The 22,408-nt window shown below is 64.1% G+C and carries 19 protein-coding genes; 10 read left to right on the top strand and 9 right to left on the bottom strand.

From position 1 onward, the window contains the following. Positions 1 to 39 precede the first annotated feature (39 nt). The gene (rarD, locus tag ACNFIC_RS10420; protein WP_138220392.1) at positions 40 to 927 is read left to right on the top strand and encodes an EamA family transporter RarD; all 888 of its coding nucleotides are present in this window, start codon (positions 40 to 42) and stop codon (positions 925 to 927) included. 246 nt (positions 928 to 1,173) lie between these two features. On the opposite strand, the gene ACNFIC_RS10415 is transcribed toward rarD, so the two are convergent. Beyond that, entirely contained in the window at positions 1,174 to 1,692 is a 519-nt protein-coding gene (locus tag ACNFIC_RS10415; protein ID WP_138220393.1) for a glycine cleavage system protein R, read from the bottom strand. A 430-nt stretch (positions 1,693 to 2,122) separates the two neighbouring features. Between ACNFIC_RS10415 and ACNFIC_RS10410 the strand changes: the two genes are divergently transcribed. Next, on the top strand, positions 2,123 to 4,300 hold the full coding sequence (locus ACNFIC_RS10410; protein WP_416780951.1) for a malate synthase G: 2,178 nt from the start codon (positions 2,123 to 2,125) through the stop codon (positions 4,298 to 4,300). Positions 4,301 to 4,352: 52 nt separating this feature from the next. Here ACNFIC_RS10410 and ACNFIC_RS10405 read toward each other — a convergent pair whose 3' ends face one another. Next, the gene (locus ACNFIC_RS10405; protein ID WP_138220395.1) at positions 4,353 to 4,796 is read right to left on the bottom strand and encodes a response regulator; all 444 of its coding nucleotides are present in this window, start codon (positions 4,794 to 4,796) and stop codon (positions 4,353 to 4,355) included. A gap of 211 nt (positions 4,797 to 5,007) precedes the next feature. Between ACNFIC_RS10405 and ACNFIC_RS10400 the strand changes: the two genes are divergently transcribed. From ACNFIC_RS10400 to ACNFIC_RS10365, 8 genes are all read left to right on the top strand, one after another. Continuing rightward, positions 5,008 to 6,945, top strand: a complete 1,938-nt coding sequence (locus ACNFIC_RS10400; RefSeq protein ID WP_138220396.1) for a DUF294 nucleotidyltransferase-like domain-containing protein — start codon at positions 5,008 to 5,010, stop codon at positions 6,943 to 6,945. After that, the gene (locus tag ACNFIC_RS10395) at positions 6,942 to 7,652 is read left to right on the top strand and encodes a PolC-type DNA polymerase III (protein ID WP_138220397.1); all 711 of its coding nucleotides are present in this window, start codon (positions 6,942 to 6,944) and stop codon (positions 7,650 to 7,652) included. The genes ACNFIC_RS10400 and ACNFIC_RS10395 overlap by 4 nt, the downstream gene beginning before the upstream one ends. Before the next feature lie 240 nt (positions 7,653 to 7,892). Next, positions 7,893 to 8,411 carry an RNA polymerase sigma factor gene (locus ACNFIC_RS10390; RefSeq protein WP_416780950.1) on the top strand — a complete coding sequence of 173 codons (519 nt, stop codon included), beginning with the start codon at positions 7,893 to 7,895 and terminating at the stop codon, positions 8,409 to 8,411. Next, a complete protein-coding gene (locus tag ACNFIC_RS10385) occupies positions 8,408 to 9,352 on the top strand; it encodes a FecR domain-containing protein (RefSeq protein WP_138220399.1) in 945 nt (314 codons plus the stop codon). Before ACNFIC_RS10390 ends, ACNFIC_RS10385 begins: the two co-directional genes overlap by 4 nt. 170 nt (positions 9,353 to 9,522) lie before the next feature. Further along, complete coding sequence (locus ACNFIC_RS10380) at positions 9,523 to 11,934, top strand: TonB-dependent siderophore receptor (RefSeq protein ID WP_416780949.1); 2,412 nt, start codon at positions 9,523 to 9,525, stop codon at positions 11,932 to 11,934. Positions 11,935 to 11,977: 43 nt separating this feature from the next. After that, positions 11,978 to 13,090 carry a PepSY-associated TM helix domain-containing protein gene (locus ACNFIC_RS10375; RefSeq protein WP_416780948.1) on the top strand — a complete coding sequence of 371 codons (1,113 nt, stop codon included), beginning with the start codon at positions 11,978 to 11,980 and terminating at the stop codon, positions 13,088 to 13,090. Next, positions 13,087 to 13,266, top strand: a complete 180-nt coding sequence (locus tag ACNFIC_RS10370) for a hypothetical protein (protein WP_416780947.1) — start codon at positions 13,087 to 13,089, stop codon at positions 13,264 to 13,266. Before ACNFIC_RS10375 ends, ACNFIC_RS10370 begins: the two co-directional genes overlap by 4 nt. A 124-nt stretch (positions 13,267 to 13,390) precedes the next feature. Then, positions 13,391 to 15,220: a dermonecrotic toxin domain-containing protein gene (locus ACNFIC_RS10365; RefSeq protein ID WP_416780946.1), complete on the top strand. Its 1,830-nt coding sequence runs from the start codon at positions 13,391 to 13,393 to the stop codon at positions 15,218 to 15,220. 45 nt (positions 15,221 to 15,265) lie between these two features. On the opposite strand, the gene ACNFIC_RS10360 is transcribed toward ACNFIC_RS10365, so the two are convergent. The 7 genes from ACNFIC_RS10360 to waaF are packed head-to-tail and all read right to left on the bottom strand — an operon-like array spanning position 15,266 to position 22,226. Then, positions 15,266 to 16,708, bottom strand: a complete 1,443-nt coding sequence (locus ACNFIC_RS10360) for a lipopolysaccharide kinase InaA family protein (RefSeq protein ID WP_416780945.1) — start codon at positions 16,706 to 16,708, stop codon at positions 15,266 to 15,268. After that, positions 16,708 to 17,460 (bottom strand): lipopolysaccharide kinase InaA family protein, encoded by a 753-nt coding sequence (locus tag ACNFIC_RS10355; protein WP_416780944.1) that lies wholly within the window; start codon positions 17,458 to 17,460, stop codon positions 16,708 to 16,710. Before ACNFIC_RS10355 ends, ACNFIC_RS10360 begins: the two co-directional genes overlap by 1 nt. Continuing rightward, complete coding sequence (locus tag ACNFIC_RS10350; RefSeq protein ID WP_138220406.1) at positions 17,457 to 18,191, bottom strand: lipopolysaccharide kinase InaA family protein; 735 nt, start codon at positions 18,189 to 18,191, stop codon at positions 17,457 to 17,459. The genes ACNFIC_RS10355 and ACNFIC_RS10350 overlap by 4 nt, the downstream gene beginning before the upstream one ends. Next, entirely contained in the window at positions 18,191 to 18,997 is an 807-nt protein-coding gene (gene rfaP, locus ACNFIC_RS10345; protein WP_138220407.1) for a lipopolysaccharide core heptose(I) kinase RfaP, read from the bottom strand. Before rfaP ends, ACNFIC_RS10350 begins: the two co-directional genes overlap by 1 nt. Beyond that, on the bottom strand, positions 18,994 to 20,118 hold the full coding sequence (locus ACNFIC_RS10340) for a glycosyltransferase family 4 protein (RefSeq protein WP_138220408.1): 1,125 nt from the start codon (positions 20,116 to 20,118) through the stop codon (positions 18,994 to 18,996). Before ACNFIC_RS10340 ends, rfaP begins: the two co-directional genes overlap by 4 nt. Then, positions 20,118 to 21,176 carry a lipopolysaccharide heptosyltransferase I gene (gene waaC, locus ACNFIC_RS10335; RefSeq protein ID WP_138220409.1) on the bottom strand — a complete coding sequence of 353 codons (1,059 nt, stop codon included), beginning with the start codon at positions 21,174 to 21,176 and terminating at the stop codon, positions 20,118 to 20,120. Before waaC ends, ACNFIC_RS10340 begins: the two co-directional genes overlap by 1 nt. Further along, the gene (gene waaF, locus ACNFIC_RS10330) at positions 21,177 to 22,226 is read right to left on the bottom strand and encodes a lipopolysaccharide heptosyltransferase II (protein ID WP_416780943.1); all 1,050 of its coding nucleotides are present in this window, start codon (positions 22,224 to 22,226) and stop codon (positions 21,177 to 21,179) included. Between the last annotated feature and the right edge of the window lie 182 nt (positions 22,227 to 22,408).

Below are 22,408 nucleotides of genomic sequence, written 5' to 3'. Positions count from 1 at the left end.
CGCATCGCGCTTTTCAGCACCATCACGCAAGGATTCTGCATGCACGCCGCAAACCCGCGCCGCGGGTACTTACTGGGCCTCGGCGCCTACATCATCTGGGGGCTATTCCCTCTGTACTTCAAAGCGCTCCAGAGCGTCCCGGCGTTGGAAATCATCGTCCATCGGGTGCTCTGGTCGGCGCTGTTCGGCTCGCTCCTGCTGCTGGTGTGGAAACACCCCGGCTGGTGGCGCGAACTGCGCGACAACCCCAAGCGCCTGGCGATTCTGGCGCTCAGCGGCGCACTGATCGCCGCTAACTGGCTGACCTATGTGTGGGCGGTGAATAACGGGCGCATGCTCGAGGCCAGCCTGGGTTACTACATCAACCCACTGATCAACGTACTACTGGGCATGTTGCTGCTTGGCGAACGCTTGCGCCGCCTGCAATGGCTGGCAGTGGCGCTGGCAGCCCTGGGCGTGGCCCAGCAGGTGTGGCAGGTGGGCAGCCTGCCCTGGGTATCGCTGGCCCTGGCGGTGACGTTCGGCTTCTACGGGCTGATTCGCAAGCAAGCGCCGGTGGCAGCGCTGCCGGGGCTGGTGGTGGAAACCTGGATGCTGGTGCCGCTGGCCATCGGCTGGTTGCTGCTGCACCCCGCCTCCAACAGTGCCAACCTGGCGTTCTTCAGCAGCAGCGAGGCGCTGTGGTTAATGGCGGCAGGCCCAGTGACCCTGGTGCCGCTGGTGTGCTTCAACGCCGCTGCCCGGCACCTGCCCTATACCACGCTGGGCTTCTTGCAGTACCTGGCGCCGACCTTGGTGCTGCTGCAAGCGGTGCTGTTGTTCGACGAGCACCTGACGGCGAGCAACGTGCTGGCGTTCGCGTGTATCTGGGCAGGATTGGCGGTTTACAGCGTCGATGCCTGGCTATCGCTGCGCAAGCGTGCCTGATCATTTATTGATCAAACTTTTGCAGGCCGCGTACTGCGTGGCCTGCAGCAATGTCTCCAAAGGTTATCCACACCCTCGTCCCCGCCGTTTGTGCACAAGCCATTGATTGATGGACGTTTTTTGATCGAATCTCTGTAGCCCTCAGAACTACTGGCCTGTAGCGCTGAACCCCCAGGTTATCCACAGGGGCTTCCCCGTTAAATCGGGATAACCGTCGGGGGCGCTTCGCGCCCCAACGGCTAGCGATCAATCCTCAGGCCGTAACCTCAGTTCCACCATCAAGTCGTCCGCCAGACTCTCCAAGCGCTGTTGCAAGTCCTCCAGCGCCAAGGTCAATGGCAGCGCCAGCAACGCATCGGCATGGAACAGCGGCTCACTACTCATCGGCGCCGGACGTACCTCGGTGGTAAAACGCTCAAGGTTCACCCCTTGCTCAGCCAGCAGCCGGGTAATATCACGCACGATGCCAGGCCGATCATTGCCCACCAGCTCCATGGCGATGGGCTTGCTGGTGCATGCGGGTTCGCTGCCGCTCTCGGCGATCAACACGCGGATGTCATGGCTCGACAGGGTTTGCAGTGCGATCACCAGATCGTCGTAATGCTCCGCCGGCACCGCCACGCGCAAGATCCCGGCGAACTGCCCGGCCATGCGCGACATACGGCTCTCCAGCCAATTGCCGTTGTGATCGGCGATGCACTGTGCGATACGCTCGACCTGCCCGGCTTTGTCGGGGGCAATCACGGTGAGTACCAGATGGTCCACAGGCCACTCCTTCTGCAAGTCGAAAATCGGCAACCGAGTCAGTATAGGCAAGCCGCGGCAACCTGCCGCAGGACAGTCCAGCCAATCAATCGTGTACCGTTTCAAGATTTATCTGGAACAATCTACCTGTTTTTTGCGAACATACTCTCTCCCAGCGTGACCCCATGCGACCGAACGGTCGCAGAACGACGCTTTTAGTCTGATGTTCACTGGCCTGCTGCTTCATGTAGTATGCGTCGGCGCGGACTACAAAATGTCGTTTGGATGTCTGCCAAGGCGCCTGTGAAAATACGCCAACTGCCCGTCAGCATGTCTGCCAGGCCGCACCCAGCCGCCCTTGCGGGTATGTACTGGTGCCGTGTTTAAAGAAGCGCTACAGGCTTAATACGATGCGCGAAAGCGAAATAGCTGAGCAGAGGTGAGGCAAGCAATGACTGGATACGTTCAAGTCGGTGGCCTTCAGGTCGCCAAGGCCCTGTATGACTTCGTCAATCACGAAGCGATCCCTGGAACCGGCATCGACGCCGCTGCATTCTGGGCCGGGGCAGAAAAAATCATCGACGACCTCGCTCCCAAGAACAAAGCCCTGCTCGCCAAGCGCGACGAGCTGCAAGCCAAGATCGATGCCTGGCACCAGGCGCGCAAAGGCCAGGCCCACGACGCCGCAGCCTATAAAGCTTTCCTCCAGGAAATCGGCTACCTGCTGCCACAAGCGGACGATTTCCAGGCCACGACGCAAAACGTCGACGAAGAAATCGCACGCATGGCCGGGCCACAGTTGGTCGTCCCGGTGATGAACGCGCGCTTCGCCCTGAACGCTGCCAACGCCCGCTGGGGCTCGCTGTACGACGCGTTGTACGGCACTGATGCCATCAGCGAGGCAGGCGGCGCCGAAAAAGGCCAGGGCTACAACAAGGTCCGTGGCGACAAGGTCATCGCCTTCGCGCGTGCCTTCCTCGACGAAGCCGCGCCCTTGGCCGCAGGTTCCCACGTCGACTCCACCGGCTACCGTATCGAAAACGGCAAGCTGGTGGTTTCGCTCAAAGGCGGCAGTAACAGCGGCCTGCGTGACGATGCGCAACTGATCGGCTTCCAGGGCGACGCCAGCGCACCGACTGCCGTGCTGCTCAAGCACCACGGCCTGCACTTCGAGATCCAGGTCGACGCCAGCACACCGGTCGGCAGCACCGACGCCGCCGGCGTGAAAGACATCCTGATGGAGTCGGCACTGACCACCATCATGGACTGCGAAGACTCCGTCGCTGCCGTCGATGCCGACGACAAGGTCATCGTCTACCGCAACTGGCTGGGCCTGATGAAAGGCGACCTGGCCGAAGAGGTGAGTAAAGGCGGCAAGACCTTCACCCGCACCATGAACCCGGACCGCGAGTACATCGCCCCGAACGGTGGCAGCGTCACCCTGCACGGCCGTTCGCTGCTGTTCGTGCGCAACGTCGGTCACCTGATGACCAACCCGGCGATTCTCGACGCCCAGGGCAACGAAATCCCCGAGGGCATCCAGGACGGTCTGTTCACCAACCTGATCGCCCTGCACAATCTCAACGGCAACACCCAGCGCAAGAACACCCGTACCGGCAGCGTGTACATCGTCAAACCGAAGATGCACGGCCCTGAAGAAGTGGCGTTCGCCGCCGAAATCTTCAGCCGCGTCGAAGACCTGCTGGGCATGCCGCGCAACACCGTCAAGGTCGGCATCATGGACGAGGAGCGTCGTACCACGGTGAACCTCAAGTCGTGCATCAAGGCCGCCGCCGAGCGCGTGGCGTTCATCAACACCGGTTTCCTCGACCGTACCGGCGACGAAATCCACACCTCCATGGAAGCCGGCGCCGTTGTGCGCAAGGGCGCCATGAAGAACGAAAAGTGGATCGGCGCCTACGAGAACAACAACGTCGACGTGGGCTTGGCCACCGGCCTGCAAGGCCGTGCGCAGATCGGCAAAGGCATGTGGGCCATGCCCGACCTGATGGCCGCGATGCTCGAACAGAAGATCGCCCACCCACTGGCCGGCGCCAACACCGCCTGGGTACCGTCGCCGACCGCCGCCACCCTGCATGCCCTGCACTACCACAAGGTCGACGTGCAGGCCCGCCAGCGCGAGCTGGCTTCGCGCACCCCAGCGTCGGTGGACGACATCCTGAGCATCCCGCTGGCGGCCAATACCAATTGGTCGGCTGACGAGCTGCGCAACGAGCTGGACAACAACGCCCAGGGCATCCTCGGCTATGTGGTGCGCTGGATCGACCAGGGCGTAGGTTGCTCGAAGGTGCCAGACATCAACGATGTCGGCCTGATGGAAGACCGCGCCACCCTGCGCATCTCGGCCCAGTTGCTGGCCAACTGGCTGCGCCATGGCGTGGTCAGCCAGGAACAGGTGCTGGAAAGCCTCAAGCGCATGGCCGCTGTGGTCGACAAGCAGAATGCCGGCGACGCCCAGTACCGCCCGATGGCGCCGAACTTCGATGACAACATCGCGTTCCAGGCGGCCGTAGAGTTGGTAATCGAAGGCGCCAAACAACCGAACGGCTACACCGAGCCGGTGCTGCACCGTCGCCGCCGCGAGTTCAAGGCGCGCAACGGGCTGTAAGAGCCAGTCGCGGGGTCCGGTACGCCGGACCACCGCGACGCCTCCAGCACCGCTATTCGATGCGTAACTCTCGTTTCACCAACTCCAGCAGTTTCCCCAGATCCACCGGTTTAAGCAGAAAATCCACCACCCCCAGGTGCATCACGTCCACCGCCTCCTTCACATCGGTGTCGCCCGACACCACGATGATCGACAGCGCCGCGCGCTCGGACTCGCGAATCTGCCGAATAAGCTCCAGCCCATCAGCAGGCTGCATGCGCAGGTCGGTAATCATCAAGGCTATGCGCGGCTCGTAATACAGCTTGAGCATCGCCTCCTGGGCGCCATCGGCCTGCATACTCTCGATACCCCGGCTTTTCAGGTAGAGGCACAACGCATCCCTGTTCACTGGGTTGTCATCCACCACCAGCACCACCGGCCTGGGTGCCACGGGCGCACTCAATACGGCCAACGCCTCGCGCTCGGCGTCACTCAGGATTTCGTCATGCTCAGCCATGGCCATCTCGTCAGGAATCTCTAGCTCACGCGGTTGGACCGCAACGGCCGGTCACCCAGCCAACCTTTCGTCGGATCGTCGACAGCCCACGCTCTAGACTTACGTCCAATGGGCACCACAAGGCCACCAGCCGACCATGAAGGTCAAGAACAACAAAGCCGAGCCCTATACATAGATATATATAGTTCGGCGTAGCGATACGGTCAGCTTCATGAGCAAAAAGGACGCCTACACCCAGGCCGGCAGGACTGCGGTGCTGCAAAACATCCAGGGTACGTTGCAGTTCCTGCAGCGTTTCCCGCCGTTCAACCAGATGGAGCAGGGTCACCTGGCGTATCTGGTGGAACAGTGCCAGCTGCGCTTTTATGCAACCGGCGAAAGCATCATCAAACCTGCTGACGGCCCTGTGGAACACTTCTACATCGTCAAGCAAGGCCGAGTGGTCGGCGAGCGCCAGCACGTCACCCGTGCCGGCACCGAGACCACCTTCGAGATCGCCGGCGGCGAGTGCTTCCCCCTGGCCGCACTGCTGGGCGAGCGTGCTACCCGCACCGAGCACCTGGCTGGCGAGGATACGTTCTGCCTGCAACTGGACAAGGCTGCGTTCATCCGCGTGTTTTCCATGTCCGAGGTGTTCCGCGACTTTGCCCTGCGCGGGGTGAGCAGCCTGCTTGAGCAGGTCAACCAGCAGGTACGCCAGAAGGCAGTGCAGACCCTCGGCACCCAGTATTCGCTCAATACCCCGCTCGGAGAGCTGGCGCTACGCCACCCGGTCGTCTGCAACCCAGACACCGCCCTGCGCGAAGCCGTGCGCCTGATGCACGAGCAGCAAGTCGGCAGCATCGTCATCGTCGATGCCCAGCGCACGCCGTTGGGCATCTTCACCCTGCGTGACCTGCGCCAGGTAGTGGCCGACGCCAGCGCCGAGCTGACCGCGCCGATCGAACGCTACATGACCGCCAGGCCGTTCCACCTGAGCCCCAGCGCCAGCGCCTTCGACGCGGCCATGGCGATGACCGAGCGCCACATCGCCCACGTCTGCCTGGTCGACAACCAGCGCCTGTGCGGGGTGATTTCCGAACGCGACCTGTTCTCCTTGCAACGGGTCGACCTGGTGCACCTGGCCCGCACCATCCGCCATGCCCCCAGGCTCGACAGCCTGGTGTCGCTGCGCGGCGAGATCGGCCAGTTGGTCGAACGCATGCTCGCCCACGGCGCCTCCTCGACCCAGATCACCCAGATCATCACCCTGCTCAACGACCATACGGTATGCCGGGTGATCGAACTGGCCATCGCCGAGCGCGGCGATCCGGGCGTGCCGTTCAGTTGGCTGTGTTTCGGCAGCGAAGGCCGTCGCGAGCAAACCCTGCACACCGACCAGGACAACGGCATCCTCTTCGAAGCGCAAAGCCACGCCGAGGCTGAGGCCATCCGCGCCAAGTTGCTGCCACTGGCCCAGCACATCAACCACCAGCTCGCCCAGTGCGGCTTTACCCTGTGCAAGGGCAACGTGATGGCGGGCAACCCCGAGTTGTGCCTGTCGCGCAGCGAGTGGGCGCGACGCTTCGCAGGCTTCGTGCGTGAAGCCAGCCCCGAGAACCTGCTGGGTTCAAGCATCTACTTCGACTTGCGGGTGGTCTGGGGCGATGAACGCGGCTGCGAGCAACTGCGCCAGGGGCTGCTCGACCAGGTGGCCGACAATCGCTTGTTCCAGCGCATGCTGGCCGACAATGCCCTGCGCCAGCGCCCGCCAGTCGGGCGCCTGCGCGAATTCGTGCTGACCCGCCAGGGCGATGACAAGGCCGCCACCCTCGACCTCAAGGTCCAAGGCCTGACACCATTCGTCGATGGCGCGCGGCTGCTGGCCCTGGCCAATGGCGTGAAGGCCTGCAACACCGTGGAACGGCTGCGCGAGCTGATCGCCAAAGGGGTTATCGATACCCTCGACGGGGCGGCCTATGAAGAGGCCTACCACTTCATCCAGCAGACCCGCATGCAGCAGCACCAACGCCAGAGCCGCGACAACCTGGCCTACACCAACCGCCTGGACCCGGACAGCCTCAACCACCTGGACCGGCGCATCCTGCGCGAATCGCTGCGCCAGGCCCAGCGCCTGCAAGCAAGCCTGGCCTTGCGGTACCAACTATGAGTTTGTTCGCCTGGCTGCGCCCAACCGCCCCGATGCTGGACGATGCCCTGCGCCAACGCCTGGCCCACCTGCCCGCGCCAGCACCGCTGGGCGTGTGCTCGCTGCGTGAGCAGCGCTGGGTGGTCCTGGACCTGGAAACCAGCGGCCTGAACCTGAACCGCGACCAAGTGCTGTCGATCGGCGCGGTGGCCATCGAAGACGGCGCCATCGACCTGGGCCGGCCCTTCGAACGTACCCTGCACCGCCCGGAACAGAAGACCAACCCCAGCGTACTGATTCACGGCCTGGGCCCCAGCGCCCTGGCCGCTGGCGTCGAGCCAGCCGAAGCGCTGCTGGACCTGATGGCGTTCATCGGCGACAGTCCGGTACTGGCCTTCCACGCGCCCTTCGACCAGCGCATGCTGGCCCGCGCGCTCAAGGACAGCCTGGGCCTGCGCCTGCAACATACGTTCATCGACGTGGCCGAGCTAGCCCCGCTGCTCAACCCCGACACGGTGCTGCGCGAAGCCGGGCTGGATGACTGGATCGCGCGTTTCGGCCTGCAAGTGCAGGCACGCCACCATGCCAGCGCCGACGCCCAGGTCACCGCCGAGCTGGCCCTGATCCTGTTCAGCCAGGCACGTCGCCAGCAAATGGACAGCCCCTTGCAGTTGGAGCAGCGGCTCAAACAGTGGCGCCGACGCAAGATCCAGAGCCATGGTTTGTAAGGGTCACCCAGCCCTTGGGCAGACAGCCGATTTCACAAGCGCGCAGCAGCCCCAGGCCTGAGCACCCTGCGCAATCGCCGGGGCTGCTGTGCAGCCCTTCCCGGCCGGTCCACACACAACTGCGACATGCAACTTACATAGTGGCAATCCGATAAGCGTCAATTGCAACCCCATCCCCGCCTCTGCCAGAATCGCGAATAATTATCGTTAGTTAACGCATTCTTTCTTGGGGACCGTTCCTTGACGTCAGCGCAAAGCCCACACACCGATCTGGTCGGCGCGCTCTATCGCGACCATCGCGGCTGGCTGCTAGCCTGGTTGCAGCGCAGCACTGCCTGCCGCCAGCGTGCCGAGGATCTGAGCCAGGACACCTTCGTGCGCCTGCTAGGCCGCGCTCACCTGGACACCCCGCGTGAGCCCCGGGCCTTTCTGGTCGCCGTGGCCAAGGGCCTGTTGTTCGATCACTTTCGCCGCGCCGCCCTGGAACAGGCCTACCTGTCGGAGCTGGCACGACTGCCCGAGGCCGAACACCCCTCGCCAGAAGTGCTGCTCCTGATACTCGAAGACCTCAAAGCCATTGATCGCCTGCTCGGCAAGCTGTCGAGCAAAGCCCGCGCCGCATTTCTGCACAACCGCCTGGATGGCATGGGGCACGCCGAGATCGCCGAGAAACTGGGCGTGTCGGTGTCTCGCGTGCGCCAGTACATCGCCCAGGGCATGCGCCAGTGCTACATCGCCCTGTACGGCCAGCCGACATGAACGACGCCCCGGTTTCCAGCCAGGTGCTGGAAGCGGCCATCGCCTGGAAGCTGTGCCTGGACCAGAACAGCGGCACACCTGACGAGCGCAACGCGTTCATGCGTTGGCATGCCGCCAGCGAAGAACACGCACGTGCCTGGCTGCAACTGGGCCTGCTCGACCAACGCTTCAACGCCGCTGCCGGCCCCGCCCGCCAGGCGCTGTTGCAGTCGCGCGCGGGTATGCGCCAGCGCCTGGGTGGACTGGCCGGCATGCTGGTGCTCGGCGGTTTGCTGGCCTGGGCCGGGCTACCGAGCCTGTCGGCCAGCTACTGGCTGGCCGACCAGCGCACCCGCACCGGTGAAGTACGCACCCTGCGCCTGGAAGACGGTACGTTGCTCAGCCTGAACACCCAGACCGCAGTGGATATCGACTTCCAGGGCAGCGCACGGGTGATCGTGTTGCACCAGGGCGAGATTTCGGTCGAGACCGGTCACGAGGACAGCCGTCCGTTGCTGGTACGCACCGACGACGGTCGTCTGCGTCCGCTGGGCACGCGCTTTTTGGTCAAGCGCGAAGACGCCGGCACCCGCCTGGAAGTGCTGCAATCGCAGGTGGCGGCCAAACCGCTCAACAGCGGCGACGAGCAGGTGCTCGGCGAAGGCCGGCAAGTGCTGATGAACGCCGACGGCCTGGGCCCGGTACAAGCCGTGCCGGTGGGGGCAGATGCCTGGACCCGGGGCATGCTGGTGGTGGACAACGTGCGCCTGGCCGACTTGATCGCCACCCTGGGTGAGTACCGCAGCGGCTACTTGGGCGTGGCCGACGAGGTCGCCGACCTGCGGGTCAGCGGCAGCTTCCCGTTGCATGATTCCGACCTGGCCCTGGCCTCGCTGCTACCGGCGCTGCCGGTGAAGATCGAGCGGCATACGCCGTGGTGGGTGACCGTGAGCGCCCGCTGAAGGCGGGCAAGCGGCAAGCTTGAAGCTAAAGCAGATCACCGCTCCGCTTGCAGCTTGCAGCTTGCAGCTTGCAGCTCGCAACTTGCAGCTTTCCCCCTCCTCCCCCTGTCACTTTTTGAATCTCGCTCGGCAAGGAAGCAGTTAGCACTTATCCGTCGAGGAGCCGCTGCATGTCCCGCGCTGTTGATGCCTTGCTTCGCCCCAGCCTGTTGGCCTTGGCCATCGGCCTGTCCACCCCGTTGGCCAGCCCCGCCCTGTTCGCCGCCGAACAATCGGCGCTACACAGCTATGACCTGCCCAGCGCACCGCTGGCCAGCACCCTGAACCACATCGCCAGCCAGGCCGGAGTTACCCTGGCACTGGATCCGGCGCTGGCCAGCGGACGCACGTCAGCGCCGGTACAAGGTCAGTACAACGCAGTCGGGGCACTTCAAGCGGCGCTGCGGGGGACCGGGTTGCAGCTGCAGCAAAGCAGTGCCGGCAGCTACAGCCTGGTGTTGGTCGAAGAAAATGCCATCGCCCTGCCCACTACCGACATCAACGCGACGCTGGCCAACGCCGACGGTAGCGCCGCTTCCGGCTATCGCGCCGAGACCGTGAGGAACGTCGGCGCCCTCGGCGCCATGACGTTGCAGGACACACCCTACTCGATGAGCGTGGCGTCCCAGGACTATCTGAAGAACACCCTCACCACCAGCCTGGACGACGTATTCAAGCGCAATCCAGCCACGCAGATCTCCAGCCCACGCGCTGCCGGGTATGCCAGCGCCGTGGCGATTCGTGGCTTTAGCGGCTCAGGCAACATGAATATCGCCAACGACGGCCTGCGCTTCAGCAATGGCGCCGATGCCGGCAACTTCATCGAAGACACCGAACAGCTGGAAATCATCACCGGCCTAACCGGCTTTCTCTATGGCCCGGCGACCCCAGGCGGGCTGGTCAACTATGTGCTCAAGCGCCCAACCTACCAACGCTACAACAGCGTCACACTGGGCAATGCTGGCGGTGAGAACTACTACCTGCATGGCGACTTTGGCGGCAAGATCGACGACGCTGGGGTATTTGCCTATCGCCTGAACCTGCTGACGCAGGATGGCGAGACCGCCATCGACCTGCAAAAACGTCGCCGCCAGATGATCAGCGCAGCGCTGGACTGGAACGTCAGCGACGACCTGCAAATCCAGTTCGACGCGTCCCACCGCAAAACCCAGATGCGCGGCCTGAGCAGCTACTGGTACGTCCCTGCCGGCATCGAGCGCCCGGACGCCTCGTCGCTAAAGAACGACAAACTCTACAGCCAGAAATGGTCGTTCTCGGACAACGAAACCGACAAGGCCGGCGTGCGCGCCAACTGGCGCATGAACGACACCTTCACCCTGCGCGCGGCAGTCGCGGCGCAACAGTACACCGACGAATACACCTACACTGGACCGACGCTGACCAGCGCGACCACCTATAGCCAGCCGATTTACGCCTTTGCGCCGATGCAAACCAAGGAGCAATCCGCCTCGTTGTTCCTCGACGCCGCCTTCAGTACCGGGTCGCTCGGGCACAAGCTGACCCTTGGCTATCAGGGCAATACCAGCCGGATCAAGAAGTACGACGACAACTTCCCCACGGCCTGGCAGTACCAATCGCCTGTCGGCACACTGCCGATCGGCGAGCAGCCACAGGTCGACAAGCCGGACTGGTCTATCGGCCATGGCAACAAACGCCTGGCCAGCACAGCCACCAACAACAATTTCCTGCTCGGCGACATCATCACGATCAACGAGCAGTGGTCCACCATCCTTGGCGTAACCCAGACCCAGATCAAGAGCTACAGCAACGACTTCATCTACTCCAACCCGGAGAAGAAGACGCGCTACGACAAGAGCAAAACCTCGCCGAACGTCTCGATCATCTATAAGCCAGTGCCATGGCTGACCACCTACGCCACCTACATTGAAGGTCTGCAATCGGGCAGTACCGCGCCCAGCAATACCGTGAACGCAGGCCAGGCAATGGCGCCACAGGTCAGCGAGCAGTACGAGATCGGCGTCAAGGCGACCGTGGGCGAAACGTTGTTCACCCTGGCGCTGTTCAACATCGACAAGCCGAACAACTACACCAATGGCCAAAGGGTCTACGTTCAGGATGGCCGCCAGGAAAACAACGGCATGGAATTCAGCGTCACCGGCAAGCTCGCGCCGGAGCTGACCGTAGTCGGTGGCATCACCGTGCTCGACCCAAAAATCAAGAAAGGCGCCACTGCCGCCAACGACGGCAACGCCCCCGTCAACGTTGCCAAACAGATGGCCAAGGTCTACGCCGAGTACGACATCAATGCCATACCCGGCCTAGCCCTGACCGGTGGCGCCTACTACACCGGCAAGCAGTACGCTGATGAAGCCAATACCGTCAGCCTGCCATCGTTCACCACCTTCGATGCCGGCGCCCGCTACAAAATCCACCTGGCAGACGCTAACGACGTAACCCTGCGCCTCAACGTAGCCAACCTGGCCGATAAGGCGTATTGGCTGAACAGTTCCTACTTGGGCGATCCGCGTACCGTGCAGTTCTCCGCTCAGTTGGAATTCTGACTGCCATGCAATGGCCCCATGAAAACAGTCAGATCAAGACCCGATGAAAAGCCAAACCCTCCGCCGCTGGTCCTTCGTCCATACCTGGAGCAGCCTGGTCTGCACCGTATTCCTGCTGCTGCTCGCGCTCACAGGCCTGCCGCTGATCTTCCACCACGAACTCGAGCACCTGCTGGGCGATGCCCCGCAGTTGCGCGCGTTGCCAGCAGATACCCCGCATCTGGACCTGCAGCAGCTGGTGCTCAAGGCCGAGCAGCATCGCCCGGGCGAAGTGCTGCAATACTTCGGCTACGACGAAGACGCCCCCAACGGCGTGGTGGCGATCATGGCCGCCAGCGCGGCCACCGAACCCAACGCCTCCCACACGTTCATGCTCGATGCCCGCACCGGCGAGGCGCTGGCCATGCCGGCAGCCAATGGCGGCTTCATGATGGTCATGCTGCGCCTGCACGTGGACCTGTTCGCAGGACTGCCCGGCAAGCTGCTGCTGGCCTTCATGGGCGTGCTGTTCGTCGTGGCGATCGTCTCGGGCAGCGTGCTGTATGCGCCTTTCATGCGCCGGCTGCGGTTCGCCACGGTACGCCATGACAAGTCGCGCCGGCTGCGCTGGCTCGACCGGCACAACCTGATCGGCGTGGTCACCCTCAGCTGGGCGCTGGTGGTGGGCGTCACCGGGGTGATCAGCGCGCTGTCCGACCTGGTCATCGCGGCTTGGCGCAACGACAGCCTGGCCGCGATGGTCGCGCCCTACCGCGATGCCCCGCCGCTCACCGAACGCGCACCGGCCACGCAACTGCTGGACATCGCCGAGCGCGCCGCCCCCGGCATGCGCCCGGATTTCATCGCCTTCCCCGGCACGCGCTTTTCCAGCGAGCACCACTATGCGGTGTTCATGAAAGGCGCCAGCCACCTGACCTCGCACCTGCTCACCCCGGTGCTGATCGACGCCCGCTCGCTGGCGGTGACCGCCGTGGGCGAGCGCCCCTGGTACATGGACGCCATGGGCCTGTCGCAGCCACTGCATTTCGGCGACTACGGCGCACGCCCGATGCAGATCCTCTGGGCGCTGCTCGACGTGCTGAGCATCGTCGTGCTCGGCAGTGGGCTGTACCTGTGGTGGGGCAAGCAGCGTAAGCCCAGGGAGGTGCGCACATGAGCAACACACCGCAAAGCACCCGACGCATATTCGCCTGGCCGGCGCTGGTGGCCGTGCTCAGCCTGACCGGGCTGTTCGCGGCATTGCTGGGAGATGGTGCCTGGGATGCGCTGTCGTGGCTGGGGCTCGGTGCCTCGGCGGCGCTAGGCCTAAGTGGGTTCTGGCGCAGGGGTTAACCCACTACCGCATGCCGCCATATGCCAAGGTGCAGGGTTGTGCTCCTTTCAAGGAGCTCTGACCATGACCCCGCTACAACGCCTGGAACACCTCGACAGCCGTATCAGCTAACTGCAAGCGCAATTGCCACGCTTGCAAACCGAGCTGCCCCCGGCGCAAATGCGCCAGCAATTGTTCGGTGATTTGGGCAGCTTCTGGAGCGAAAATGGCCCTGCGAATATCTCGCGCCAACAGCAACTTCAGCGTATCCGCCTTGAGCAACTGCACGCCGAACTCGACCTGCGCCAGGCCGACAACACCCTGCCCGCCGAGCACGCCGCTCTGGTGCGCGCGTGCCTCGAACTGCCACTGCCTTGGCAGCGCCAGCATCTGCCCACCAACCAACAACCCCAACTGTTCCGCCCGGTGTTCAACACCCTCAGTCCCAACCGCAGGGTGCCGCTGCCCGGCGTGCTGGTGGTGATCGCCAGCGACGCCCAAGGTGCCAATGCCCTGCCAGAGACCACCAACGGTGCGGCTTTGCTGTGCAGCATCAGCCATGGGATCGAGGCATTCGACAGCCTGGCGCAGTTGCACACAGAGTTATGCGAGCGCCTCGACGACCCGTGGCAAAGCCTGCCGCTGCTTAGCCTGCTCAGTCCTCATCACCCGGTCGAAGGGATCTTGCTAGCGGACCGATTGCGCTACGAATGGTGTGCCGAGGCCCTGACAGAACAGCAAACCGACAGCCTGATCGAACGCCAGCACGCGTGCACCCTGCATGCCTGGCAAACGGCCTGGCAAGGCGTCAGCCCCCCGGCACTGCCAACCTTGGAGCACACACTGCGTAACGCCATGGACCTGCTCGGTCCGATGGGCAGCCGTCACGCCTTGGCCACGCGCTACAGCCTGCTACTCGAAAAACATCTCCCGAGCTGGCTGCGCCAGGCACCGCCGCAAGCCCTCAGCCACGTCATGCAAACCCTTCAGGAACTGGCGGTGGCGATCGAGCAAGGCGCAGCGCCGGGAATTCTCGACCTCCAGCAATTCAACCAGCGCGAAAACCTGATTTCCTGGACCCGTAGCCGCTTGCGCGAACGGCTGCGGCGCGACCCTGGTCTGGACCTGGCGCCCGAGCGCATTCAGATCAGCGTCACCCTGGCGCGACAGGTCGGTGCGCTGCTCAATCCGCTGCAACCCTCAAGCTACGTAGCCGTGGCCAATACTCAACGCCATGGTGGCAGCATCGAGTTGGTCAAGCGCACCTACCCACTGGACGAGCTGGCCTTGATGAACATCGCATGGTTCGACACCGACTACTGGCTAACCGCCCGCGTGCACGACGCTGAAGGTAACGCGCTGCCCAGTCTCAGCGCCGCCAGGGTCAAGGACATGGTGCGCGAGCTGGACGTGGGCACCGGCTATACACGCTTCGTACGCAAACACCTGCTTGATTCGTTGGAGGGGGGCTGGCGCGAGCGCGCCCACGGCCGGATCAACAAGGCACGCATGCACGCCGAGCTGGTCAAGGCGCACTATGCCCGGCACTTGCTCGAAGACCCGTTCCAACGCGGCTACCACTGGGCCCGGGCGGTGCTCGAACAGCCCAACAGCGAAACCCGCAGCGCGCCCGGCCTGCCTCGGCTGAGCGTGCGGCAGCTGCTGATCCTCACGCATACCGTTACCGGGGTGCTGTTGATCAACGCCGAAGCCTCGCACCTGACCTCACTGCTGGTCTACGCACCGGATGCACCAGACCGCCGCCCCCGGCACTGCGCTCGACGACAGCCTTTTCGACGCCGATGGGCAGTTGTACCTGCGTATCGCGAACTGGCAACTGCCAGTGCGTCGCCACCTGCTGCCGGGGCACCTGCACCTGCAAGTACCGACCAGTCGCGTGCCGGTGTGGGCGGTGCTGCGCGACGTGGACGGGCAATGGCGCATCCGCGTGCGCCAGGCCGGCCGCAGCAGTGACTGGCTGGCGATGCCCACCTGACGGTCGGCAAGGCCAAACCCTGACTACTCAGGTAGACGCGGCAGCACTTGATCCAACCGCTGGTGCAACGCGCTGCTGCTCGGCCAGTTGCGCAGCAAGCGCGCCCGGTCGCGGGCGAAGGCCGGGGCGAAGCTGAGCTGGGTCGCGTGCTGGCACGTAGCGTCGAGGTCGATCAGCGACCACTGGCCGTCGACCCAGAACAGGTTGTGGCCCTTGAAGTCACCGTGGCTGATACGCTCGCGAATCAGCTGCTGCATCAGGTGGACCAAGGCCTCGACCTGTTCGTCTGGGGCCTCGCCAGTGTCCACGAACGGAGCGAAGCACGCGACCAGGTCGGGGCCATCGATATGCTCGGTCACCAGGTAGGCACGGCTACGCAGCCCCAAGGTGCGGGTTTCCAGCACCGCCAACGGGCGCGGGGTGGCGATATCGAGGAATGCCAGGCGATTGCCTTCGATCCACGCATGCCAGGCCCGGCTCGGACGCCAGAAGCGCTTGAACCAATGGGCGGTACTTTTGATGTTGTAGCGTTTGAGCAACAGCGCACGCCCGTTCACTTCGACCCGCGCCACGCTGGCGGCGCCGCCAGTCTTGTACAACTGCCCCCGGTCGATCAGCGCATCGGCCTGCTCCAGCACCGGTAGCAATGCCTCACGCTCTTCACGGCGGATCGCACGCAACCCCGACAGACTGCGCTCGACGCTGAACAGCGTGCATTCGCGCCCGGCTTTCTCCAGATAGTCCTTCAGGCGCCAGGCGCGCACCTTGTTTACCTGCTTGAGCAAGGCTTCAAGGGGCAATGCGTGTTCGGCGTTGGCCAACAGATAGTGCACCAGCGCCTCTTCGATGAACGGCTCCAGACGCTTGGGCAATTGCGCGAAGAACACCCCGAGGTTTTCCAGCACCCGCTGACGCGAAAGCTGCTGGCCTGGGGTTTCGGCCTTGATCCCGGCACCATCGATCAGGTACAGCCGACCGTCCTGGCGCAGCAGGTTGTCCAGGTGCAGGTCGTCTTGCCACAGCCCCTTGGCGTGCATCTGCGCCACAGCCGTCAACGCCTCACCGAGCACCTCATGCTGCGCGTCGGCCAGCATCGGCAAGTGTTCCACCTCGGCCCACGCATCCCCCAGGCTCTGGGCGTGGTCGAGGAACTCGAACAGCAACCAGCCACCCTCGCCGTCCTGCAGGCCGTCAGCTAACAGGCGGGGCGTGCTCAGACCCTGATCGGCCATCAGCCGGGCACCGTCCCGTTCGCGCTGGAAGTGCCGTGCGGCACTGCCGCCGACCAACAGCTTGGCCAGCACCTTGGTGCCGCGCCAGATACCTGCGCCCACATAACGCTGGCCAGGCAGCACCCGCAGCAGGCTGAGCAGTTGCAGGTCGGCGGGCCCTGCCGCATCGGCGAGGGTGATGGTCAGCGGCAGGGTCGGGCTGCGCCCGGCGGCCTTGAGTTCGGACAGGCGCATCAGCGGCCCTCTTTGTGGCGACGGCGTTGCGTCAGGCGTTGCACCCAGGTGCCGACCAACGCGCTGTCGAGCGGCTGTTCAAGGTAGGCAGACAACAGGACGCGCACGTCGGCCTCGGTCCAGGTATCGGCGCGGCGCAACAGCGGCTCCAGATCCTTGAGCCGATCACGCATGCCGAACAGCAGCGAGCGGGTCTTCTCCAGGTCGATCAACTGCGCCTGCCAGTCTTCGCGGCGCTCACGCAGGAAGATGTGCTTAGGGTAGAAGCAGCCGTGTACCTGGCCGGCCCGGTGCAGCGTCCGGGCCAACTGGCCACAGGCGCGCAGGATGCCCTCGCGCTGCGGCTCGGCCAGTTGTGGCCATTGGCCGAGCAACTGATCCAGGTCGCGCCAGTCGTCCAGGGCGCGGGTCATGAGCATGGCGCGGTGCTGTCCGCCTTGCTTGCGCTCGCCGTAGAACACCGCCTGCAACGCCGGGATGCCTAGCTTTTGGTAGCGGCTGATGTTGCGAAACTCGCGGGCCAGGGTCGGCTCGCCGAAGGGACGGTGCAGGGTCCGCGTGAGGTAATCGCTCTGGCGCTTGAGGTAGTAGCCCTTGCCCTCCAGCTCCAGGCGGAACACGCTGCTCCAACCGCCGCGCCCGGTATTGGGTTCGTCCACCGCGTCGAGCTGCAATGCCCACAGCGTCTCGAAATCGCTCAGGCCGTGGCGTTTGAGCAGCGCCTGGTCGGTGCTGGCCAGGTAATCGGTCATTCCCTTCCCTCGAAAAAGCTCAACACCTGACGCACACGCCGCTTGTCACGGGGGGTCAGGCGATCATGGCGACGGTACTGCAAGTAGAAACGCAGGCGCTGGGTCGCCGACAGGTGATACTTGGCGACCTTGTCCAGGCAGGCCAAGTCCTTGATCAGGCGATGGCGCAACATGAAACCGCGCCAGAAGTCCCCCGTCGGACAGTCGATGAAGAACACCGTACCCTGATCGTCCACCAGCAGGTTGCGCCACTTCAGGTCGTTGTGGGCAAAGTGGTGGTCGTGCATCTGGCGGGTGTGCCGCGCCAGTTGCCGGCTCACGTGATCGACCCAGGCGCGGTCGTGCAGGCGCGGGTCGTTACGCTCGGCCAATACCGAGAGGTCTTCGGTGCGCGGCAACTCGCGGGTGACCATCGCCCCACGGCCAAACGACAGCCCGTTGCGCTCGAGCCCCCAGGCCACCACGTCAGCGGTGGGAATACCCCACTTGGCGAACTGCTTGAGGTTCTGCCACTCGGCCTTGATCCGCGGGCGTCCAAGGAAGCGGCGCATGTGTTTACCGGCGCCGGTGTAGCGCTTGACGTAGTAGTTGACCCCGTCACGCTCGATACGAATGACCTCGCTCAACGGGTCACGGGTCAGGTGTTCGCCCTGCAAGGCGAACACCGCTTCGAGACTGCCAAAGTCCGCCGCCAGCGGCTGATAGCCTGGCGCCAGTGTCCAACCCGCCATCAGAGTGCATCCCCATAGCGTTGCTTGCGATCATAGAGTTTTTGCGCCTTGCGTTCGAGCCAGGCGAGCAGCGCGGCTTCTTCCTTGAGTACCTGGCGCAGCGGACGCTGGAAGTATCCGCGTAGAAAGCGCAGCTTGTCGCGCCGGGTCAGGCCGATGTCCAGCGCCGAGAAGTACAGCGCAGCCAGGTCCTTGTCACGCCAGCGCCGGGTGATTGTCGCGCGGGTCTGCGCGCGATGCAGGTCGATCACCGACAGTTTGAAGTCATCCGCCGTCACCGGACGGTCGGTGTGCAGCAAAAAGTGACAGATGTAGCAGTCACGATGGTTGACCCCTGCGCGGTGCATGCCACCGGTCATTTTCGCCACTTCAGCGATCAGCGCGCGCTTGAGGCGCGGCTCAGGCGGCTGCTTGACCCAGTCGAGGCTGAAGTCTTCCAGGCTCACGGTGGGCGCCAGCTCTTCGGTGACGATGAACGAGTGCTGGGTCGCCGGGTTGCTGCCGCGCTCGCCGTAGGCCACGGCAGTCATGGTCGGTACGCCGACCTCATGCAGGCGCTGGATGGCTTTCCACTCCTGGCCTGCGCCGAGCACCGGCAGCTTGGCGCTGAACAGGTTCTTGAAGATCTCGCCCCAGCCAATGCCGCGGTGGATCTTGACGAAGAACCCCTCGCCGTCGACTTCGGTACGCAGCGTCCGCCGGCCTTCCAGCTCGCGGTACACCTCGCCCTGCAATTGCTCGACCGCATCGAACGCGTCGCGCCCGGCCCACAGGCGCTTGAAGGGTTCGGCCAGCATCAGTTTCATGCCTGTCCCTCGCCCAGGATCACATCGGCGGCATGCTGCGGCATGCTGTACAGATCGGCGCTGCCGGCGAAGGTCACGCCATTGCGCGACCAGGCGGCACGCGCCGGGCCGTCTTCAAGCATGCGTTGCAGGTACTGGTTGAGCTGCTCCTGCGCGAACGGATCGTCCAGCACCAGGCCACTGTCGGCCTCGGCGATGTAGTGGGCATAGCCGCAGACTTTCGAGACCAGCACCGGCAACCCGGCGACCAGTGCTTCGAGCAGCACGGTGCCGGTGTTCTCGTTGTAGGCCGGGTGGATCAGCAGGTCGGCGCCCAGCAGGAAGCGCGGGATATCGCTGCGCCCCTTGAGAAACTGCACCTGCTCACCCAAGCCCAGCGCGGTGCTCTGCACCTGGAACAGCTTGGGGTCGTCCTGGCCGATGACCATCAACCGGGTACGCTTGCGCAAGCTTGCAGGAAGCGCGGCCAGGGCCTTGAGGCTGCGGTCCACGCCCTTGGTCTTGAAGCCCGAGCCGATCTGCACCAGCAGCAGTTGGTCGTCTGACAAGCCGAATTCACGACGGAACTCGGCACGAATCGCATCGGCGTCAGCCGGGCGCCGGCGGTCCTGGGAAATCCCCGGTGGCAGCAGGTGGAAACGCGCCTGCGGCGTGCCGTAGTGCTTGATGAACAGCGGTTGCTGCACCTCGGAGATCATCAGGATCTCGGTACGCGCATCCTGGGCGAACACCGCACGCTCGTACTCGGCGAAATGCCGGTAGCGACCCCAGCGACGGTACAGGCCGCCGCGCAGGGTCTGGGCCTTGTCCTCGAAGCAGCCATCGGCGGCGTAGTAAACGTCCAGGCCGGGCATTTTGTTGAAGCCGATCAGCCGGTCCACCGGGCGCTTGGCCAGGTCGGCGTCCATCCAGGCGCTGAGCTTCTCGTTGCGGCGGTGGTTGAACAACGCCTTGACCGGCGCCACCAGCACCTCGAAGCCAGGCGGAATGTCACCTTCCCAGATCAGCGTGTAGACGCGGATCTGGTGACCACGCTTCTGGCATTCGAGTGCGATGCGCATGAAATCGCGTTGCAGCCCGCCGAAAGGGAAGTATTTGTAGAGCACGAAAGCCAGTTGCATCAACGAACATCCTCAGCCAGCAGCAGCGCGCTCAAGCGGCCCGCCACATGCTCGGGATTCAGGCGAGTGAAGCACAACGGCCACTCGCGTTTGAGATCGAACCGGCGCAGATCCTCTGCGCTCGGCTTGTAGGTGCACTTCTTCTGCAGGCACGGGGCGCAGGCAAAGTTGCTCGCCTGGTGGATCTGGGCGCGTCCGTAGGCACCGGTCAGACCAGGGTTGGTGGGGCCGAACAGCGAGATGGTCGGCACATCCAGCGCGGCCGCCAGGTGGCCAAGTCCGGTGTCCACGGCCACGCAGGCCTTGGCAGCGGCCAACACGCGGGCAACCCCTGCCAGGTTCAATTTGGGGAGCACCTGGCAGTTGTTCAAGCCTTGCGCAATCCGCTCGGCCCTGGCCTTTTCCGCAGGGTTGCCCCAAGGCAACAGCACCTGCAACTTGCGCCGGCCCATACGCTCGGCCAGCTCGCGCCAATAGGCTTCGGGCCAGTGTTTGGTGGCCCAGGTGGTGCCGTGCAGGAACACCACGTAGGGTGCGACCGGTGGCAGTTGCAGACGGTTCAGGTCAAGGCCGTAATCGCCGACGCCTTCGGGAATGTCGTAGGCCAGGGCCAGGGCGAACAGCTGGCGTACCCGTTCGACCGCGTGCTGGCCGAGGGCGACCGACAGACGCCGGTCATAGAACCTGCTGGCCAGACCTTCGCGTGCCGAATAGCGGTCGAGCCCGGCCACCGGAGCCTTGACGTAGCGTGTCAGCCAAGCCGACTTGAGCAGCCCCTGGGCATCGATCACCAGGTCGTACTTACGCGCACGTAGGCGCTGTTTGAACGCCTTCCACTCGCCACTCTTGAGGGTCTGCCAGAGGTTCTTGCGCCAGCGGCGAATCGCCACCGGGATCACCTGGTCGACCGCCGGATGCCAAGTGGGGATCTCGGCGAAGCCTTCCTCGACCACCCAGTCGAAGCGGATGCCGGGAATCGCATGGGCCGCATCGGTGAGCGCCGGGAGGGTGTGAATGACGTCGCCCAGCGACGACGTCTTGATGATCAGTACCCGCACTCAGTCGACCTCGGCCACGCTATCGATCAGGTTCGGACCACCCAGGCTGTGCAGGGCAGCAATGACTTTTCCAGGCTCCAGCAGACGCAGGCAATTGTAATGGCCGAAACGGCAGGTGCGCTCGAAGCACGGGCTGCATTCGATGCCGGTACGCACCACCTCGACCTGGTCGGCCAGCGGCGGCGTGAAGCCCGGCGAGGTCGAGCCGTACACGGCCACCAACGGGCGGTTCAGTGCCGCCGCCACGTGCATCAGGCCGGAATCGTTGGACACCACAGCATCGGCGCAGGACATCAGATCGATAGCCTCGGCCAGTGAGGTCTCGCCCGCCAGGTTGTAGGACTCTTCGCGCAGGCCCGGAATCAGTCGGTCGCGGATCTGCTCGCCGACAGGGTGGTCCTTCTTCGAGCCGAACAACCACACTTGCCAGCCCTGGCGGATCATCGCCTCGGCCACGGCAGCGTAATGCTCGCTCGGCCAACGCTTGGCCTCGCCGAACTCGGCGCCGGGGCACAACACCAGCAGCGGGCGGTCCAGCGCCAGACCGAATTTGGCCAGTGCGGCATCGCGGCTGGCGGCCTCAATGCGCAAGCTCGGGCGTGGGTAGGGTTGCGGCAGCGGCGCATCAGGCGCATAGGCCAGGGCCATGAAACGCTCGATCATCAGCGGGTAGCGCGCCTTGTCCAGCTTGCGCACGTCGTTAAGCAGCAAGTAACGCATTTCGCCGCGCCAGCCGGTGCGCACGGGGATGTCGGCGAAGTACGGCACCAGCGCCGACTTGAGCGAGTTGGGCAACAAAATGGCCTGGTCATACTGACCCGCCAGCGACTTGCCGATGCGCCGACGCGTGGCCAACGCCAGCGCACCATGGCCGAGCGGGAAGCTCAAGGCCTGGCGCACTTCGGGCATGCGTTCGAGGATCGGCCGGCTCCATTCGGGGGCCAGCACGTCAATCACGCTGTCGGGGTGCTGTTGTCTCAGGCACTGGAACAAAGTTTGCGCCATCACCATGTCGCCGACCCAGCTGGGGCCAATGATCAGTATTCTCATGGGTTATCCAGAAACATTCGGGGAGGCTGCAGGCTGATCTGCAACCTGGCCTCCCCTCTTTATATTCAGGCTATGTGGCGCACAGTGTACCACTGCGGGCTGAGAGAGGTTTTCTGGGGCTGCTGCGCAGCCCTTTCGCGGCGCAAGGCCGCTCCTACAGCAGAGGCGTTCCCCCTGTAGGA

Source organism: Pseudomonas sp. NY15463, assembly GCF_048068415.1.
GTDB classification, from domain to species: domain Bacteria; phylum Pseudomonadota; class Gammaproteobacteria; order Pseudomonadales; family Pseudomonadaceae; genus Aquipseudomonas; species Aquipseudomonas mosselii_C.
Note: the sequence above shows the minus strand (reverse complement) of the source record. Positions and strands in the feature narration are given on the sequence as shown.

Bases quoted from the DNA above. Each gene is read 5' to 3' on its own strand.
- rarD (WP_138220392.1), top strand. From the start codon at position 40: ATGCACGCCGCAAACCCGCGCCGCGGGTACTTACTGGGCCTCGGCGCC.
- ACNFIC_RS10410 (WP_416780951.1), top strand. From the start codon at position 2,123: ATGACTGGATACGTTCAAGTCGGTGGCCTTCAGGTCGCCAAGGCCCTG.
- ACNFIC_RS10405 (WP_138220395.1), bottom strand. From the start codon at position 4,796: ATGGCTGAGCATGACGAAATCCTGAGTGACGCCGAGCGCGAGGCGTTG.
- ACNFIC_RS10400 (WP_138220396.1), top strand. From the start codon at position 5,008: ATGAGCAAAAAGGACGCCTACACCCAGGCCGGCAGGACTGCGGTGCTG.
- ACNFIC_RS10395 (WP_138220397.1), top strand. From the start codon at position 6,942: ATGAGTTTGTTCGCCTGGCTGCGCCCAACCGCCCCGATGCTGGACGAT.
- ACNFIC_RS10385 (WP_138220399.1), top strand. From the start codon at position 8,408: ATGAACGACGCCCCGGTTTCCAGCCAGGTGCTGGAAGCGGCCATCGCC.
- ACNFIC_RS10380 (WP_416780949.1), top strand. From the start codon at position 9,523: ATGTCCCGCGCTGTTGATGCCTTGCTTCGCCCCAGCCTGTTGGCCTTG.
- ACNFIC_RS10375 (WP_416780948.1), top strand. From the start codon at position 11,978: ATGAAAAGCCAAACCCTCCGCCGCTGGTCCTTCGTCCATACCTGGAGC.
- ACNFIC_RS10370 (WP_416780947.1), top strand. From the start codon at position 13,087: ATGAGCAACACACCGCAAAGCACCCGACGCATATTCGCCTGGCCGGCG.
- ACNFIC_RS10360 (WP_416780945.1), bottom strand. From the start codon at position 16,708: ATGCGCCTGTCCGAACTCAAGGCCGCCGGGCGCAGCCCGACCCTGCCG.
- ACNFIC_RS10355 (WP_416780944.1), bottom strand. From the start codon at position 17,460: ATGACCGATTACCTGGCCAGCACCGACCAGGCGCTGCTCAAACGCCAC.
- ACNFIC_RS10350 (WP_138220406.1), bottom strand. From the start codon at position 18,191: ATGGCGGGTTGGACACTGGCGCCAGGCTATCAGCCGCTGGCGGCGGAC.
- rfaP (WP_138220407.1), bottom strand. From the start codon at position 18,997: ATGAAACTGATGCTGGCCGAACCCTTCAAGCGCCTGTGGGCCGGGCGC.
- ACNFIC_RS10340 (WP_138220408.1), bottom strand. From the start codon at position 20,118: ATGCAACTGGCTTTCGTGCTCTACAAATACTTCCCTTTCGGCGGGCTG.
- waaF (WP_416780943.1), bottom strand. From the start codon at position 22,226: ATGAGAATACTGATCATTGGCCCCAGCTGGGTCGGCGACATGGTGATG.